The sequence below is a fragment of the Pseudomonas sp. 8(2025) genome (assembly GCF_052665325.1).
In genome coordinates, this window is sequence record NZ_JBQOIE010000003.1 from 501,112 (window position 1) to 518,414 (window position 17,303).

General features: G+C 58.6%; 14 protein-coding genes and 3 tRNA genes. All 17 read right to left on the reverse strand.

Annotated elements, in window-relative coordinates; genetic code table 11:
* Nucleotides 1-275: 275 nt before the first annotated feature.
* The 17 genes from ACUXVH_RS09125 to rlmE all read right to left on the reverse strand — a co-directional run bounded on the left by ACUXVH_RS09125 (nucleotide 276) and on the right by rlmE (nucleotide 17,234).
* Nucleotides 276-1,598, reverse strand: coding sequence for a tyrosine-type recombinase/integrase (locus tag ACUXVH_RS09125; RefSeq protein ID WP_065364745.1), 1,323 nt, complete (start codon nucleotides 1,596-1,598; stop codon nucleotides 276-278).
* Nucleotides 1,599-1,759: 161 nt separating this feature from the next.
* Nucleotides 1,760-1,835: transfer RNA gene (locus tag ACUXVH_RS09130), tRNA-Thr, on the reverse strand.
* 119 nt (nucleotides 1,836-1,954) lie between these two features.
* Nucleotides 1,955-4,060, reverse strand: coding sequence for a polyribonucleotide nucleotidyltransferase (gene pnp, locus ACUXVH_RS09135; protein ID WP_015634122.1), 2,106 nt, complete (start codon nucleotides 4,058-4,060; stop codon nucleotides 1,955-1,957).
* Between the two features lie 197 nt (nucleotides 4,061-4,257).
* Nucleotides 4,258-4,527, reverse strand: coding sequence for a 30S ribosomal protein S15 (rpsO, locus tag ACUXVH_RS09140; RefSeq protein ID WP_011059205.1), 270 nt, complete (start codon nucleotides 4,525-4,527; stop codon nucleotides 4,258-4,260).
* 115 nt (nucleotides 4,528-4,642) lie between these two features.
* Nucleotides 4,643-5,560 (reverse strand): tRNA pseudouridine(55) synthase TruB, encoded by a 918-nt coding sequence (gene truB / locus ACUXVH_RS09145; protein ID WP_011059204.1) that lies wholly within the window; start codon nucleotides 5,558-5,560, stop codon nucleotides 4,643-4,645.
* A 3-nt stretch (nucleotides 5,561-5,563) separates the two neighbouring features.
* Nucleotides 5,564-5,965, reverse strand: a complete 402-nt coding sequence (rbfA, locus tag ACUXVH_RS09150) for a 30S ribosome-binding factor RbfA (RefSeq protein WP_011059203.1) — start codon at nucleotides 5,963-5,965, stop codon at nucleotides 5,564-5,566.
* A 159-nt stretch (nucleotides 5,966-6,124) separates the two neighbouring features.
* Nucleotides 6,125-8,641, reverse strand: a complete 2,517-nt coding sequence (infB, locus tag ACUXVH_RS09155) for a translation initiation factor IF-2 (protein ID WP_011059202.1) — start codon at nucleotides 8,639-8,641, stop codon at nucleotides 6,125-6,127.
* Between the two features lie 27 nt (nucleotides 8,642-8,668).
* Nucleotides 8,669-10,150, reverse strand: a complete 1,482-nt coding sequence (nusA, locus tag ACUXVH_RS09160) for a transcription termination factor NusA (protein ID WP_011059201.1) — start codon at nucleotides 10,148-10,150, stop codon at nucleotides 8,669-8,671.
* 47 nt (nucleotides 10,151-10,197) lie between these two features.
* Nucleotides 10,198-10,656: a ribosome maturation factor RimP gene (gene rimP / locus ACUXVH_RS09165; protein ID WP_041120545.1), complete on the reverse strand. Its 459-nt coding sequence runs from the start codon at nucleotides 10,654-10,656 to the stop codon at nucleotides 10,198-10,200.
* Nucleotides 10,657-10,786: 130 nt separating this feature from the next.
* Nucleotides 10,787-10,863 (reverse strand) — tRNA-Met (locus ACUXVH_RS09170).
* Nucleotides 10,864-10,959: 96 nt separating this feature from the next.
* Nucleotides 10,960-11,045 (reverse strand) — tRNA-Leu (locus tag ACUXVH_RS09175).
* A gap of 29 nt (nucleotides 11,046-11,074) precedes the next feature.
* A complete protein-coding gene (secG, locus tag ACUXVH_RS09180) occupies nucleotides 11,075-11,458 on the reverse strand; it encodes a preprotein translocase subunit SecG (RefSeq protein ID WP_015634120.1) in 384 nt (127 codons plus the stop codon).
* Nucleotides 11,459-11,462: 4 nt separating this feature from the next.
* On the reverse strand, nucleotides 11,463-12,218 hold the full coding sequence (gene tpiA / locus ACUXVH_RS09185) for a triose-phosphate isomerase (RefSeq protein WP_015634119.1): 756 nt from the start codon (nucleotides 12,216-12,218) through the stop codon (nucleotides 11,463-11,465).
* Nucleotides 12,219-12,284: 66 nt separating this feature from the next.
* The gene (gene glmM / locus ACUXVH_RS09190; protein ID WP_011059199.1) at nucleotides 12,285-13,622 is read right to left on the reverse strand and encodes a phosphoglucosamine mutase; all 1,338 of its coding nucleotides are present in this window, start codon (nucleotides 13,620-13,622) and stop codon (nucleotides 12,285-12,287) included.
* 16 nt (nucleotides 13,623-13,638) lie between these two features.
* Nucleotides 13,639-14,490, reverse strand: coding sequence for a dihydropteroate synthase (gene folP / locus ACUXVH_RS09195; protein WP_011059198.1), 852 nt, complete (start codon nucleotides 14,488-14,490; stop codon nucleotides 13,639-13,641).
* An 8-nt stretch (nucleotides 14,491-14,498) separates the two neighbouring features.
* Nucleotides 14,499-16,403 (reverse strand): ATP-dependent zinc metalloprotease FtsH, encoded by a 1,905-nt coding sequence (gene ftsH, locus ACUXVH_RS09200; protein ID WP_011059197.1) that lies wholly within the window; start codon nucleotides 16,401-16,403, stop codon nucleotides 14,499-14,501.
* A 201-nt stretch (nucleotides 16,404-16,604) separates the two neighbouring features.
* Nucleotides 16,605-17,234, reverse strand: a complete 630-nt coding sequence (gene rlmE / locus ACUXVH_RS09205) for a 23S rRNA (uridine(2552)-2'-O)-methyltransferase RlmE (RefSeq protein WP_011059196.1) — start codon at nucleotides 17,232-17,234, stop codon at nucleotides 16,605-16,607.
* Between the last annotated feature and the right edge of the window lie 69 nt (nucleotides 17,235-17,303).

Below are 17,303 nucleotides of genomic sequence, written 5' to 3' on the forward strand. Positions count from 1 at the left end.
GGCGTGACCTCGAAGGTTCTGGCCACCTGGGTGCTGTCAACGACAGCCTTTGCACTGTCTTTTCTACGCCCGCAATCCAGGAGGGTCAAGCGACTCGCCCGCCGGATTTTGCAGTTGAAAATGGCATGGGGCGTGTACGGAATCCCGTGGTTTCCAGTGGCAGATTGGGTGCTTTTGATTTTTCAGATGAGGTCCATCCAAACAGGGCGGCTTTGCAGCCCTGTTTGGATGGACCCGTATGGAAAGCGGATCACCGAAATTTCAAAGCCGTGCGCTCACTCGACTGCGCCACGCCTTGCTCGTAGGCTAGAAACGTTTGCCCCGGTCTGATTCGCGAACTCATGCGGCGAGATATGCTCCTGCCGGTTCGCTTCGAGGTAACGGCTCCACCAACTCATGATCATTCGCCGCTCCTCCAGGAACTCGGCCTTGTGGATATACGCCGCCCGAACATTGTTGCGCTCCCTGTGGCTCATCTGCCGCTCGATAGCCGTCTCTGACCACAGCCCGGATTCGACCAAGGCACTGCACGCCATGGACCGGAAGCCATGCCCGCAGATTTCGGTCTTGGTGTCATAGCCCATGTTCCGCAGAGCACTGTTGACCGTGTTCTCGGACATAGGTTTCCACGAGCGAGCGTCACTGGTGAACACCAGATCGAAGTACCCCGTGATCGCATGAATCTGTTCGAGTAACGCCACCGCTTGCGGTGACAGAGGGACAAGATGGATGTCACCCGCCATCTTCGTTCCTCTGGTCGAATACGGTACGCCGTCCAACGCGGGTCGCGTATCCGGTATCTCCCAGATACCGCGCTTCAGGTCGAACTCACTCCAACGTGCGAACCGCAATTCGCTGGAGCGTACGAACACATGCAGCGACAGCATGACTGTCAGCCGAGTGAGCGTGCGCCCTTTGTAGTTCTCGATGCGGTCCATCAACTCAGGCAGACGTGAGAGCGGGAGTGCAGGCCGGTGCGTAACCCGTGGCGCGCTGATGAAGCCCTCAAGGTCATACGCAGGGTTCACCGTGATCAGCCGTAGCCGCTTAGCCTCACGCATGATGCTCTGAAGGTAGTTTTGTACCCTTAAGGCCACATCGATCGTGCCGCGCTTCTTGATTGCTTCAAGCGGCTGCATGAGGTCGAAGGTATCCAGATCAACGATGGCGCGTGCGCCTAGCAGCGGGAATACGTGCGTCTTCAAGCGACTCAGCACGGTCCTCGAATGGCCAGGTGCCCACTTCACGGACATTTCCTTATGCCAGTCCAAGGCAACGCGTTCGAATGTGTGGCCTCTTACAACCGCCTCGGCCTTGGCCTGCTGCTTGGACGCAATCGGATCAATGCCCTCAGCCAGCATCCGCTTGGTCTCCAGACGCTTCTGCCGAGCATCTGCAAGCCCAATGACGGGATAGTTGCCAAACGAGGTCAGCCCCTCTCGCCCATCCGGTTTCACATACCGGAAGCGCCAGCCTTTGCGGCCATTGGGGTAAACGAGGAGGTAAAGACCGTCACCGTCAAATAGCTTGTATGGGCGGTCAGTAGGTTTGGCCGAGCGGCAGGCGGTGTCAGTAAGGGGAACAGTAGTACGAGCCATAAGGGTAAACCCCTTTATCGAATCGACTTTATCCCAAACGTTACCCCTAAATCGGCTGGCAGCTGTCGGAATCCGACGGAACGCCATAACGAAAAAACCCGCCAGAAGGCGGGTTTTACGGGGGTTCCAGAGATTTTGGTAGCCTTCACTGGAACCTGAACTGGTGCCGGAGACAGGAATCGAACCTGCGACCTTCGCGTTACGAGTGCGCTGCTCTACCGACTGAGCTACACCGGCGTGGGCTAAAACCTAGCACCAGCGCCCCGGGCCGGCAACCGAGAGGCTTTTATTGCAGATAGCAAAACGCCCCGAACCAGTCGGGGCGTCTGCTTGTTCAGCGTAAGGCTAAAGGGTGATTAAACGCCCGAAGCCTTGGCTGCTGCCACGTCTTTGATGGACAGTTTGATACGGCCGCGGTTGTCCACGTCCAGTACCAGCACTTCCACTTCCTGGCCTTCTTTCAGGATGTCGGTGACTTTCTCAACGCGAGCGTCGCTCAGCATGGAGATGTGCACCAGACCATCCTTGCCCGGCAGGATGTTGACGAAGGCGCCGAAGTCGACGATGCGCTCAACCTTGCCGACGTAGATCTTGCCGATCTCGGCTTCCGCGGTGATGCCCAGAACGCGCTGACGCGCGGCCTCTGCAGCTTCCTTGGTTTCGCCGAAGATCTTGATCGAGCCGTCGTCTTCGATGTCGATCGAAGCCTTGGTTTCTTCACAGATCGCGCGGATGGTGGCGCCGCCTTTACCGATGACGTCACGGATCTTGTCGGTGTCGATCTTCATCGCGATCATGGTCGGAGCGTTGGCCGACAGCTCGGTACGGGACTGACCGATGATCTGGTTCATCTGACCGAGGATGTTCAGGCGAGCTTCCAGGGCCTGGCCCAGGGCGATCTCCATGATCTCTTCGGTGATGCCCTTGATCTTGATGTCCATCTGCAGCGCGGTGACGCCTTTGGCGGTACCGGCTACCTTGAAGTCCATGTCGCCCAGGTGGTCTTCGTCACCCAGGATGTCGGTCAGGACTGCGAACTTCTCGCCTTCCTTGACCAGGCCCATGGCGATACCGGCAACCGGCGCCTTCATTGGTACACCAGCGTCCATCAGCGCCAGGGAAGCACCGCACACGGAAGCCATGGAGCTGGAACCGTTAGACTCGGTGATTTCCGATACTACGCGGATGGTGTAAGGGAACACGTCGGCGGCTGGCAGCATGGCCTGGACCGAACGACGGGCCAGACGGCCGTGACCGATTTCACGACGACCAGCGCCGCCCATGCGACCACACTCGCCCACCGAGAACGGAGGGAAGTTGTAGTGCAGCATGAAGGGGTCTTTCTTCTCGCCTTCCAGGGTGTCCAGCAGCTGTGCGTCACGGGCAGTACCCAGGGTCGCAACCACCAGGGCCTGGGTTTCGCCACGGGTGAACAGGGCCGAACCGTGAGTCTTGGGCAGTACGCCGACTTCAATGTTCAGCGGACGTACAGTGCGAGTGTCGCGGCCGTCGATACGTGGCTTGCCGTTGACGATGTTTTCGCGAACGGTGCGGTATTCGATCTCGCCGAAAGCGGCTTTGACGTCGGACGCCGAAGGCTGGCCTTCTTCACCGGAGAGCTTGGCGACGACCTGGTCTTTCAGCTCGCCCAGGCGAGCGTAACGGTCGGCCTTGACGGTGATGGTGTAAGCCTGGGAGATGGCTTCGCCGAACTCGGCACGGATAGCGCCCAGCAGTTCGGTGGCTTCTGGGGCAGCAGCCCAGTCCCAGGTAGGTTTGGCAGCTTCGGCGGCCAGCTCTTTGACAGCCTTGATCACCGACTGGAATTCGTCGTGGGCGAACAGTACAGCGCCCAGCATCTGGTCTTCGGTCAGCTCTTTGGCTTCCGATTCAACCATCAGTACGGCTTCTTCGGTACCGGCCACGACCATGTCCAGGCTCGAAGCAGCCAGTTGCTCGTAGGTCGGGTTCAGCAGGTAACCGGTGCTTTCGTGGAATGCCACGCGAGCGGCGCCGATCGGGCCGTCGAAAGGAATGCCGGAGATCGCCAGGGCAGCCGAGGTACCGATCATCGCAGCGATGTCCGGATCGGTCTTCTTGCTGGTGGAAACCACGGTGCAGACTACCTGCACTTCGTTCATGAAGCCTTCTGGGAACAGAGGGCGGATCGGACGGTCGATCAGACGCGAGGTCAGGGTTTCTTTCTCGGAAGGACGGCCTTCGCGCTTGAAGAAACCGCCAGGGATCTTACCGGCAGCGTAAGTCTTTTCCTGGTAGTGAACAGACAGAGGGAAGAAGCCCTTGCCTGGATCGGCTTGCTTGGCGCCAACCACGGTCACCAATACGCTGACGTCGTCGTCAACGGTGACCAATACTGCGCCGGAGGCCTGACGGGCGATACGGCCAGTCTCGAGGGTTACGGTCGACTGACCGAACTGGAATTTTTTGATTACCGGGTTCACGGTGTCCTACCTTCTTTGTGGCTCTTGGGGAAACTTGATTCTTGCGAAATTCTTGGGCAATGCGGGGAATCGGCCCAGCCTTTATTGTCCAGGTAAAACAGTGCAGCAGATAAAACTTGAGGCTGGAAGCCTGCCATACGCCGGCGGAAAAACCGCTGACGCATGGCAAACAACCAACCTCATAGCGCAATCGCTGATTAGCGACGCAGACCCAGACGACCGATCAGGGTGCTGTAACGGCTCAGGTCCTTGCCTTTCAGGTAGTCCAGCAGCTTACGACGCTGGTTTACCATGCGGATCAGGCCACGACGGGAGTGGTGGTCTTTACCGTTGGCTTTGAAGTGACCTTGCAGTTTGTTGATGTTGGCGGTCAGCAGTGCAACTTGCACTTCTGGCGAACCAGTGTCACCAACAGCTTGCTGGTAGTCGGTTACGATCTGAGCTTTTTCTTCAACGCTGAGTGCCATGTGGGCAATCCTTATATCAGGAAACTGTTCAAGAACAGTTTCAACAGGCCAGGGACAAATCCCTGTATCTATAAATGAGTAGTGACCGTGCCTGTTAACAGCCACCCTCGTCCGGTCATTCTGACCGAATCAGTCGACGCGGCGCGATGCGCCCGTCTTCGCTCACTTCACCGATACCAATGAAGCGACCGTTGTGATCCTGTACCCGCACCATGCCGAACTTCGGTGCATCCGGGGCACGTACCGGCTGGCCATTGAGCCAGTAGAACGCGCTGTGCTCCGAGAACTGCAGCAGCGGCCAATCCAGCAGACCGCTGTCCGATGGCATCAGGAAGCGGTCTACCGCTTCGTTGCCGCCTTCGGCGTGCACTGCTTCAAGCTCTTCCAGGGTGACCGTCTGCGCCAGGCTGAAAGGTCCGGCCTGGGTCCGTCGCAGTTCTGCAACGTAGGCACCACAGCCGAGCTTTTCACCGATATCTTCCACCAGGGTGCGGATATAGGTGCCTTTGCTGCAGTCCACCGCCAAGCGAGCAGTGTCACCTTCGAAGGCGAGCAATTCCAAGCGCGCAATAGTAACAGAACGCGGTTCGCGCTCCACCACTTCCCCTGCACGAGCCAGTTTGTAGAGTGGCTGGCCATCGCGCTTGAGGGCCGAGTACATCGGCGGTATCTGCTTGATTTCGCCACGAAATTCCGGCAATACCGCCTCGATATCGGCACGACCAACGGTCACTTCGCGGGTCTGCAAAACTTCGCCTTCAGCGTCCGCGGTGGTGGTGGTCTTGCCCAACTGAGCCAGGGTTTCGTAACCCTTGTCGGAATCGAGCAGGTATTGCGAGAACTTGGTGGCCTCGCCAAAGCACAGCGGCAAAACGCCGGTGGCCAGGGGGTCGAGGCTACCGGTGTGGCCGGCCTTCTCGGCGTTGAGCAGCCAACGGACCTTCTGCAGCGCCGCGTTGGAGGTGAAGCCCAGCGGCTTGTCCAGGAGGATGATGCCGCTGACGTTACGACGGATACGCTTGACCTGAGCCACCGCTTACTCCTTGGCGTCTTCAGGGGCAGGCGCGTCGCCATGCTGGCTGTCTTCAGCCACGGCACGCTCGATCAGGGCCGACAGGTGCGCCCCGCGGGCGACGCTCTCGTCGTAATGGAAGTGCAGTTGCGGCACGCTGCGCAGCTTCATTTCCTTGGCCAATTGCATACGCAGGAAACCTGCCGCCGAGTTCAGCACCTTGATGCTCTGGGCGATTTGCTCGGCGTTTTCCTGGCCCATCACGGTGATGAAGATCTTCGCGTGGCCGACGTCGCGGCTGACTTCCACGGCGGTGATGGTCACTAGACCGACGCGTGGATCCTTGACTTCACGACGGATCAGTTGCGCCAGTTCGCGCTGCATCTGATCACCGATACGTTGGGTACGGCTGTATTCTTTTGCCATGTCTTGTTACCTGTTACTGCCTCACGGTGAAACCCGTGTGGTCTGAAAGCGGCAAACGCCCGGCCTGGCAGAAGCCAGACCGGGCGTTGCGTTTAGAGGCCGCCGAGGGCGCCGTGCATTTGCATGCGAGCGGCCATCAGGGCTCTTGAAGTGCGCGAGTTAGAGGCTGCGAGCAACCTGGACCTTCTCGAAGACTTCGATCTTGTCGCCGACTTTGACGTCGTTGTAGCTCTTCACGCCGATACCGCATTCCATGCCGGCACGTACTTCAGAGGCGTCATCCTTGAAGCGACGCAGGGATTCCAGCTCGCCTTCGAAGATAACGATGTCTTCACGCAGTACGCGGATTGGACGGTTACGGTGCACGACACCTTCAATGACCATGCAACCGGCGATCGCGCCAAACTTCGGCGAGCGGAACACGTCGCGAACTTCGGCAACACCCAGGATGTTCTCCCGAACGTCGCTGCCCAGCATACCGGTCAGGGCTTTCTTGACGTCTTCGATGATGTCGTAGATCACGTTGTAGTAACGCATATCCAGACCTTCCTGCTCGACGATCTTCCGTGCGCCGGCGTCGGCACGCACGTTGAAGCCGAACAGTACAGCGTTGGAGGCCAGTGCCAGGTTGGCGTCGCTTTCGGTGATACCACCGACGCCGCCGCCCACTACGCGCACTTGCACTTCGTCGTTGCCCAGGCCGTTCAGAGCGCCTTGCAGAGCTTCCAGCGAACCACGGACGTCGGATTTGAGGACGATGTTGAGCGTCTTCTTCTCTTCCTGGCCCATGCTTTCGAAGATGTTTTCCAGCTTGCCAGCGTGAGCACGGGCCAGCTTGACCTCGCGGAACTTGCCTTGACGGAACAGAGCCACTTCACGGGCTTTCTTCTCGTCGGCAACCACGCTCATCTCGTCGCCAGCGTCCGGAGTACCGTCCAGGCCGAGGATCTCGACCGGAATGGAAGGACCGGCTTCCTTGATTGGCTTGCCGTTCTCGTCGAGCATGGCGCGCACGCGGCCATAGTTCGAGCCGACCAGCACCATGTCGCCTTGACGCAGCGTACCGTCCTGAACCAGCACGGTAGCTACCGGGCCGCGGCCCTTGTCGAGGCGGGACTCGACCACGACACCACGGCCCGGGGCCGAAGGAGTCGCCTTGAGTTCCAGGACTTCGGCCTGCAGCAGAACAGCTTCCAGCAGGTCGTCGACACCGGTACCCATTTTTGCGGAGACCGGTACGAATGGAGTATCACCACCCCAGTCTTCCGACGTCACGCCGTGAACCGAAAGCTCACTGCGGATACGGTCCAGGTCGGCGCCCGGCTTGTCGATCTTGTTCACCGCAACCACCAGCGGAACGCCGGCAGCTTGTGCGTGCTGAACGGCTTCAACGGTCTGCGGCATCACGCCGTCGTCCGCTGCAACCACCAGGATCACGATGTCGGTGGCCTTGGCACCACGGGCACGCATGGCGGTAAACGCGGCGTGACCTGGGGTGTCGAGGAAGGTGACCATGCCGCGCTCGGTTTCTACGTGGTAGGCACCGATGTGCTGGGTGATGCCGCCGGCCTCGCCCGCGGCCACTTTGGCGCGACGGATGTAGTCCAGCAACGAGGTCTTACCGTGGTCAACGTGGCCCATTACGGTCACGACCGGCGCACGGGCAACCGCTTCACCTTCGAACTTCAGGGACTCGGCCAGGGAATCTTCCAGGGCGGTGTCGCTGACCAGGGTCACTTTGTGGCCCAGTTCTTCAGCAACCAGCTGGGCAGTTTCCTGGTCCAGAACCTGGTTGATGGTGGCTGGAGTACCCAGCTTGAACATGAACTTGATGACTTCGGCAGCCTTGACCGACATCTGCTGGGCCAGTTCGCCCACAGTGATGGTCTCGCCGATCTGCACGTCACGTACCACTGGCCCGGTTGGGCTCTGGAAACCGTGAGCATTGCGCTTCTTCAGCTTGGCCTTGCCGCGACCACCACGACGGAAGCCATCGCTTTCTTCGTCGGTGGTACGTGGGGCAACGCGCGGAGCTGGCGCCTTTTCCTTGACCGAAGCACGATGCGGAGCATTTTTGCGCTCGCCATCGCCGCCACGACGGTTGTCGTCGTTGCGGGTCTTGTCCGGACGGCGCTGTTCGTCTTTCTTGCGCGCGTCAGCTGCTGGAGCCGCAGTGGCCACCGGAGCTTCCTGCACAGGCTCGACTACAGGCGCTGGAGCAGGAGCTGCTGCTTGCGCAGCAACCGGCTCGGCAACCGGAGCAGGCTGGCGACGCGCTTCTTCTTCGGCGCGACGCTTGGCTTCTTCTTCAGCCTTCTGACGAGCAGCATTTTCTACTGCACGACGTTCTTCCAGTTCGCGTTGACGCTCGGCTTCGATTTCTTCCGGGCTGCGCTGTACGAAGACTTTCTTCTTGCGCACTTCAACGCTGATGCTCTTGCTGCCAGCAACCCGCAGGGTGCTGGTGGTCTTGCGCTGCAAAGTAATTTTGCGTGGTTCTTCCACTTTCGCCTTGTGGCTGCTTTTCAGGTGAGTCAGCAACGACTGCTTCTCACTGTCGCTCACATGTTCCTCGGCGGCGGTGTGCGGCAGACCTGCCTCACGCATCTGCTGCAGCAGGCGCTCTACCGGTGTTTTGACCTCATCGGCCAGTTGTTTCACCGTGACTTGCGTCATGCACTTCTCTCCTCAGGCCGCGCCTAATTACTCGAACCAGTGGGCTCGGGCGGCCATGATCAACTTGCCGGCACGATCATCGTCAATGCCGTCGATGTCGAGCAGGTCGTCAATAGACTGCTCGGCCAGGTCTTCGCGGGTAATTACGCCGCGCACCGCCAGTTCCATCGCCAAATCCTTGTCCATACCCTCAAGCGAGAGCAGGTCTTCGGCCGGATGGGCGTCTGCCAGCTTTTCCTCAGTAGCGATGGCTTTAGTCAACAAGCGATCCTTGGCCCGAGCGCGAAGCTCGTTGACGATGTCTTCGTCAAAGCCGTCGATGTTGAGCATTTCTTCCAGCGGTACGTAGGCAATCTCTTCCAGGCTGGTGAAGCCTTCATCAACCAGAACCTGTGCCAGTTCTTCATCGACTTCCAGCTCGTCGATGAAATTGCGCAGGATGTCGCCGGTTTCTGCTTGCTGCTTGGCCTGGATGTCCGATTCGGTCATCACGTTCAGGGTCCAGCCAGTCAGTTGGCTGGCCAGACGCACGTTCTGACCACCACGACCGATGGCTTGAGCCAGATTGTCTGCGCCAACGGCGATGTCCATGGCATGGGCATCTTCGTCGACGATAATTGCCGCGACTTCGGCCGGCGACATGGCGTTGATCACGAACTGCGCCGGGTTCTCATCCCACAGGACGATATCCACACGCTCGCCACCCAACTCACCGGAAACGGCCTGGACGCGCGAACCGCGCATACCAATGCACGCGCCCTGCGGGTCGATGCGCTTGTCCTTGGAGCGAACTGCGATCTTGGCCCGCGAACCCGGATCACGGGAGGCGGCCATTACTTCGATCAGGCCTTCGGCAATTTCCGGCACCTCGATACGGAACAGCTCGATCAGCATTTCCGGCGCGGTACGCGACAGGATCAGCTGCGGGCCGCGGTTCTCGGTGCGGATTTCCTTGAGCAGCGCGCGCAGGCGCACGCCAACCCGGAAAGTCTCACGGGAGATGATGTCCTCACGGGCCAGCAACGCCTCGGCGTTGTTACCCAGGTCGACGATCACGTTGTCACGTGTCACTTTTTTCACGGTGCCGGAGATGATTTCCCCCAGGCGCTCGCGATAGGCATCAACTACCTGTGCGCGCTCGGCTTCGCGAACCTTCTGCACGATGACCTGCTTGGCGGTCTGGGCAGCGATGCGGCCGAACTCGATGGATTCGATCTTTTCTTCGATCACATCACCGACTTTGGCGTCGGGATGGGTTTCGCGAGCCTTGCTCAACCAGGTCTCGACCGCTGGATCATCCAGGTCGGCTTCTTCGACCACCGTCCAGCGACGGAAAGTTTCGTAGGAACCGGTGTGGCGATTGATTTCCACACGCAGGTCTACTTCGTCCTCAAAACGCTTCTTGGTAGCAGTGGCCAGGGCCAGCTCCAGCGCTTCAAAAATTACGCTTGCCGGTACACCCTTTTCATTGGATACCGACTCAACAACCAGCAGTACTTCTTTGCTCATCGTACGCCTCGCCTTTCGCAAGCCATTGGATCCGCGGGATCCGCGTCTCAGTCAAAACTGGGAATTATGTTGGCCTTGTCGATCATATCGATCGGCAACAGGAACTCATGGTCATCCACTTGCACCACGACATCCTGTTCCTCCACCCCGCGGAGAAGGCCCTGAAAATTACGCCGACCTTCGAAGGGCGAGCGCAGTTTGATCTTCACTTGCTCACCGACATACTTGGCAAACTGTTCAAGAGTGAACAGTGGGCGTTCCATGCCAGGAGAGGAAACTTCAAGGGTGTATTCAACGGAGATCGGATCTTCTACGTCGAGAACACCACTGATCTGACGGCTGACGATGGCGCAATCGTCCACCAGCACGCCGCCTTCTTTATCGATATAAACGCGCAACAATGAGTGGCGACCCTGAGCCGAAAACTCAATACCCCAGCATTCATAGCCAAGGGCCACGACCACCGGGGCCAACAAGGCCTGCAACTGTTCTAGCTTGCTCGACACCTGAACCCCCTCGTGCATGCTTGTGCAAATAAAAAATGGGCGAAGCGCCCATCCCGGAAACGCCGTTGAATAGCGGCGTTGTAAAGTGTCCAGCTAACAAAAAGCCCCTGAAAAGGGGCTCCGCTAAAACTGGTTGCGGGGGCCGGATTTGAACCGACGACCTTCGGGTTATGAGCCCGACGAGCTACCAGACTGCTCCACCCCGCGACAAAGCTGGGGCGGAAGTATACGACTGATCCCTTTTTGGGTCAATGTAACCTTCCACCTACAAGAAAGCCCGCAACAGCGGGCTCTCCTGATAATTGGTACCGAGAAGGGGACTCGAACCCCTACACCCTATGGGCACAACCACCTCAAGGTTGCGTGTCTACCAATTCCACCACCTCGGCATAGACTACGTTACTGCGTGAAACTCTTCTTACTTCTGCTCTGGAGCTGGAGGTACGTCAGTCGCGCTGTTGGCCGACTTTTGCTCTTGGAGCACCGGGACATCATCAGAAGCCGGTTTTTGCTTTGGTACTTCAAGCACTGCTGGATCTGGCAAACCTACTTGAGTCAGCTGGTGAGCTTTCTCTTTAGCAAAGTAACCTAACCCCAAGCTGGTTATGAAGAAACCGGCGGCAAGTATAGCAGTAAACTTACTAAGAAAGGTAGAGGAACCTTGGCTTCCGAACACAGTATTTGAAGCACCTGCACCGAAAGACGCGCCAGCATCCGCACCTTTACCCTGCTGCAGCAAAACCAGAGCAACTACGCCCAGGGCACCCAGCAGATGAAAAACGACTACGACTGTTTCCAGCATTTTTTCAGTTTCCCGCGGCGCGACAGATCGCACCGAACTCATCTGCATTCAGGGAAGCTCCACCAATGAGCCCCCCATCGATATCCGGCATGCCGAACAGTTCGACCGCATTGGCCGCCTTCACGCTGCCGCCGTATAGAAGCCGCACACCTCGTGCCACTTCAGAATTTTCTGCCGCCAACTGCGCGCGGATAGCTGCGTGCACATCCTGCGCCTGTTGCGGTGTCGCAGTCAGCCCGGTACCAATGGCCCAGACCGGCTCGTAAGCGATAACAGCATTGGCGAACGCACCAACACCCAACTCTTCGATGATGCTGCCCAGCTGACGCCCGACAACCTCTAGAGTCTTCCCGGCTTCGCGCTGCTCGAGGGTCTCCCCTACACACAGAACCGGCTTCAAGCCACAGGCCTGCGCCGCTGCGAACTTGCGATTGAGAGTCGCGTCACGCTCACCCATGATCAGGCGGCGCTCGGAGTGCCCAACCAGCACCAGGGAACAACCTGCATCCACCAACTGACTCGGGGCGATCTCGCCCGTCAATGCACCTTGCATGGATTCCACCGCAGAGTTCTGCGCGCCGACCTGAATCGACTTACCCTTCAAGCCATCAATCACTTGATTGATATGCAAGCAAGGCGGGAATACCGCGACATCAACACCGCTTGGCAAGGCCAGATGACGAAGGCCGTTGATCAGCTCAGCGACGCTGGCGCGGGTACCGTGCATCTTCCAGTTACCAGCTACCATAGGGCGACGCATGCTGTACCTCGTCGGTCAAAGTGGGCGCAGATGTTACCCAACCAAAACAACACTGGCAAGCCGAAATCAGGCAGAAACTTCAGCAACCAGTTTCGCCAGCTCTTCGGCATAAGCGCGAACCTGAGCTTCGTCGTCGCCTTCAACCATCACGCGCACCAGAGGCTCAGTACCCGACTTGCGCAACAGAACCCGACCACGCCCAGCCATAGCGGCCGTGACACGCTCGCAAGCCTCTTTCACCGCAGGATGCTCGACCGGGTTCTCACCGCCGCCAAAGCGCACATTGACCAGCACCTGAGGACACTTGCGCAGCCCCTGACGGGACTGGGCCAGGCTTTCACCACGAGCCTTGAGCGCCATCAGCACCTGCAGCGCGGCAATGATCGCATCCCCGGTAGTAGCATGACGGAAGCACACGATGTGCCCGGAGTTTTCGCCACCTACCAGCCAATTGCGCTCCAGCAGCTCGGCGATCACATAACGGTCACCGACGTTGGCCCGGACAAAGGGGATACCCAAGTCCGCCAGGGCCAGTTCCAGCCCCAGGTTGCTCATGAGCGTTCCGACCACGCCGCCTTGCAGCTTGTCACGCTCATGCAGGTCGCGAGCGATGATGAACAGCAACTCATCACCATCCACGATCGCGCCAGTCTGATCGACCATGAGCACCCGGTCACCGTCGCCATCAAAGGCAATACCCAGATCCGCGTGCTCTGCCAGGACCGCCGCTTGCAATTGCGACATATGAGTCGAACCGCAGTTCTCGTTGATGTTCAAGCCATTGGGTTGCGCGGACAGCACAGTGACCTGCGCCCCCAACTCGCGGAACACGCTTGGCGCCACCTTGTAGGTCGCACCATGAGCGCAGTCGAGAACAACTTTCAAACCAGCGAAGCTGGTGCTGGAAGGCACGCTGCTTTTGCAGAATTCGATATAACGCCCTGAAGCGTCGTTGATCCGCGACACCTTGCCGAGCTTGCTCGACTCCACCACGGTCATCGGCGCATCCAGCAACTCCTCGATCATCAGCTCGACCTCGTCAGGCAGTTTGGTGCCTTCGCCCGAGAAGAACTTGATGCCGTTGTCATCATGAGGATTGTGCGAGGCACTGATAACGATGCCCGCCTCCGCATGGAAGGTACGCGTCAGGTAAGCAATGGCCGGAGTCGGCATCGGCCCCAGGAGCATCACATCAGCACCGGCTGCAGACAACCCGGCCTCCAGTGCAGACTCGAACATGTACCCGGAGATACGCGTGTCCTTGCCCACCAGCACGCGGCAGGCGCCCATGCTGCGAAATGCCATGCCGGCGGCCCAGCCGAGCTTGAGCATGAAATCAGGAGTGATAGGGAATTCGCCTACACGGCCGCGGATACCGTCGGTGCCAAAGTATTTTTTAGTCATAAGTACTCCATCATTCTTATTCGGCGGATTCCACTGCCGCAATCATTCGCACCACATCCACGGTCTCGGCGACATCATGGACACGGATAATTTTCGCGCCCTTGGCCACTGCCAGGGCCGCTAGCGCCAGACTGCCGTGCAATCGCTCACCTACGGGGCGATTCAAGGCCTGGCCAATCATGCTCTTGCGCGACACCCCAACCAACAACGGGCGCCCAAGTGCATGCAAGGCATCCATATGCTTGAACAGGCTCAGGTTGTGTTGCAGGGTCTTGGCAAAGCCAAAGCCCGGATCGAGCACAATTCGCTCTGGACCGATGCCCACTGACGCACACTGGGCCATGCGCTCAACCAGGAACTCGGCAACCTCTCGGGTCACGTCCTGATAATGCGGGTTGTCCTGCATGTCACCGGGCTCACCCAGCATGTGCATCAGACACACCGGCAAGCCAGTGGCCGCCGCCGCATCCAGGGCACCCTCCCGGCGCAATGAACGAACGTCATTGATCAGCCCTGCGCCGAGGCGAGCGGTTTCACGCATCACCGCCGGTGTCGAGGTATCAACAGAAATGATCACATCCAACTCACGGTGGATGCGCTCGACCACAGGCGCGACTCGCTCCAACTCCTCCAGCGGCGATACCGCACGGGCACCCGGGCGAGTGGATTCGCCACCGACATCAATCAGCGTAGCACCGGCCGCAACCATGGCCTCGGCATGCCGCAAAGCCAGATCAAGCTGGCTGAAGCGGCCACCATCAGAGAAGGAGTCGGGAGTTACATTCAAGATGCCCATGACATGTGCATGGGCCAAATCAAGAACCCGGTTGCCGCAAGGCAACCGGGTGGAGGAAGGAACAGAAGTCATTTAAAACCTTAGTGGTCGGCTGCTGGGCCGCCAATGGGTGTTTCCGGACGCTCATTCTGCACTACTGGAGGAGGAGTACCCGAGCCGCCCTCCCAATCACGAGGCTCGCGTGGAGTACGCCCTGCCATGATGTCGTCGATCTGATCGGCGTCGATGGTTTCGTACTTCATCAGGGCGTCTGCCATGGCGTCCAGCTTGTCGCGGTTGTCCGTCAGGATCTGCTTGGCGGTGCCGTAGCACTGATCGATGATGCTGCGCACCTCGGAGTCGATCAGTTTCGCCGTTTCCGCAGACAGGCTCGCATGCTGGCTACCCGCGCTGCGCCCCAGGAACACCTCACCCTCTTCTTCGGCATACATCAGCGGACCAAGCTTCTCGGAAAGACCCCATTTGGTCACCATGTTCCGCGCGATCTGGCTGGCACGCATGATGTCGTTGGAGGCGCCGGTGGTCACGCCGTCGAAGCCAAGGGTCATTTCTTCGGCGATACGACCGCCGTAGAGCGAGCAGATCTGGCTGATCAAGGCACGCTTGGAGAGGCTGTAACGATCTTCTTCCGGCAGGAACATGGTGACACCCAAGGCCCGGCCGCGAGGAATGATCGACACCTTGTAGACCGGGTCGTGCTCGGGCACGACACGACCAACAATGGCGTGGCCAGCTTCGTGATAAGCCGTGTTCTGCTTCTCTTTTTCGGACATGACCATGGATTTGCGCTCCGCGCCCATCATGATCTTGTCCTTGGCCAGTTCGAATTCCTTCATTTCAACGATGCGCTTGCCGGTACGCGCCGCAAACAGCGAGGCCTCGTTGACCAGGTTCGCCAGGTCGGCACCGGAGAAACCCGGGGTACCGCGGGCGATTACCGCAGGTGCAACGTCGTCGCCCATTGGCACTTTACGCATGTGCACCTTGAGAATCTGTTCGCGACCACGAATGTCCGGCAGGCCAACCACGACCTGACGGTCGAAACGGCCCGGACGCAGCAAGGCCGGGTCCAGTACGTCAGGACGGTTGGTCGCGGCGATCACGATAATGCCGTCGTTCATTTCGAAGCCATCCATCTCAACCAGCAACTGGTTGAGGGTCTGCTCACGCTCATCATGACCGCCGCCCATGCCGGCGCCACGGTGACGACCGACGGCGTCGATCTCGTCGATGAAGATGATGCAAGGAGCATGCTTCTTGGCTTGCTCGAACATGTCACGGACGCGGCTGGCACCCACCCCGACGAACATCTCGACGAAGTCGGAACCGGAAATGGTGAAGAACGGCACCTTGGCTTCACCAGCGATGGCTTTGGCCAGCAACGTCTTACCGGTACCTGGTGGGCCCACCATCAACACGCCGCGAGGAATACGACCGCCCAGACGCTGGAACTTGCCTGGGTCACGGAGGAATTCAACCAACTCACCTACTTCCTCCTTGGCCTCGTCGCAACCGGCAACGTCAGCCAAGGTAGTTTTCACCTGATCTTCAGACAGCAAGCGCGCCTTGCTCTTGCCGAAACTCATCGGCCCGCCCTTGCCTCCGGCACCACCCTGCATCTGGCGCATGAAGAACATGAACACCGCGATGATCACCAGGATCGGGAAGCTGGCCACCAGCAGTTGAGTCCAGATGCTTTGCTGTTCAGGCTGCTTGCCTTCGACCACCACGTGGTTGTCCACCAGGTCGCCGATCAGGCCATTGTCCTGAATGGCAGGACGAATGGTCTTGAAGCTGTCGCCATCGTTGCGCTTGCCGGTAATCACGTAGCCATCAACCGCTACGCGCTCGACCTTGCCATCCTTAACTTGCTGGATGAAGTCGGAATAGTTGAGGGTCTGCGGCTCGTTAGGGCTGGAGAAGTTGTTCATCACCGTCACCAGGACGGCGGCGATGATCAACCACAGGATCAGATTCTTTGCCATGTCGTTCAATTAACTACCCTCTGAAGCAAGCTCCGCTACTGGCGCGCGCTTCGCATGATATTCACCGGCCTAACTTACTACATTACCTACAGCTCTGGCAGGCGCTGTCTGTAACCCTATGTGAAACTTAGACTACACAATATGCGCTTAATCTGACGGGGCGAAATACGAAAATCCTATCACCCCAGTCAAAACTCTTACTTACTCACTACGACCACGGAAGCCGCGACCCAGCAAGTATTGCTCCCGAGAACGGTCACGAGATGATGACGGTTTGCGCATCTGCACTTTCTCGAACATCTGCCGCACGCTCTTGTGGTACTCATCGAAGCCTTCACCCTGGAAGATCTTGATCAGAAAATCACCACCTGGACGCAAGACCCGACCTGCAAGATCCAGCGCCAACTCGCACAGGAACATCGCTCGCGGCATATCCACGGCTGCTAACCCACTCATATTGGGGGCCATATCGGAAATCACAAGGTCAACTTCAGAATTTCCAACCGCCTCGAGGATCTGCGCCAGTACTGCATCCTCAGTGAAGTCCCCTTGAATAAAGGTCACATCGGGAATGCTGTCCATTTCCAGGATGTCCGAGGCAATTAGGCGCCCCTGGCCACCAATCAGACGACTGGTCACCTGCGACCAGCCACCAGGGGCGGCCCCCAGGTCGATAACACTCATGCCAGGACGGATAAGGCGGTCCTTTTCCTGGATCTCCAGCAGTTTGTAGCTGGCACGGGAACGGTACCCATCTTTTTGCGCCATTTTGACGAATGGGTCGTTGAAGTGCTCTTTCAGCCAGTTATGGCTAGTTTTGGAACGGGCCACGGGCCACCTCAAAATAAAACGGGTCGTGATTAACTGGGCGGTCCCGGACTCGCTCGGGTAAACTGGCCG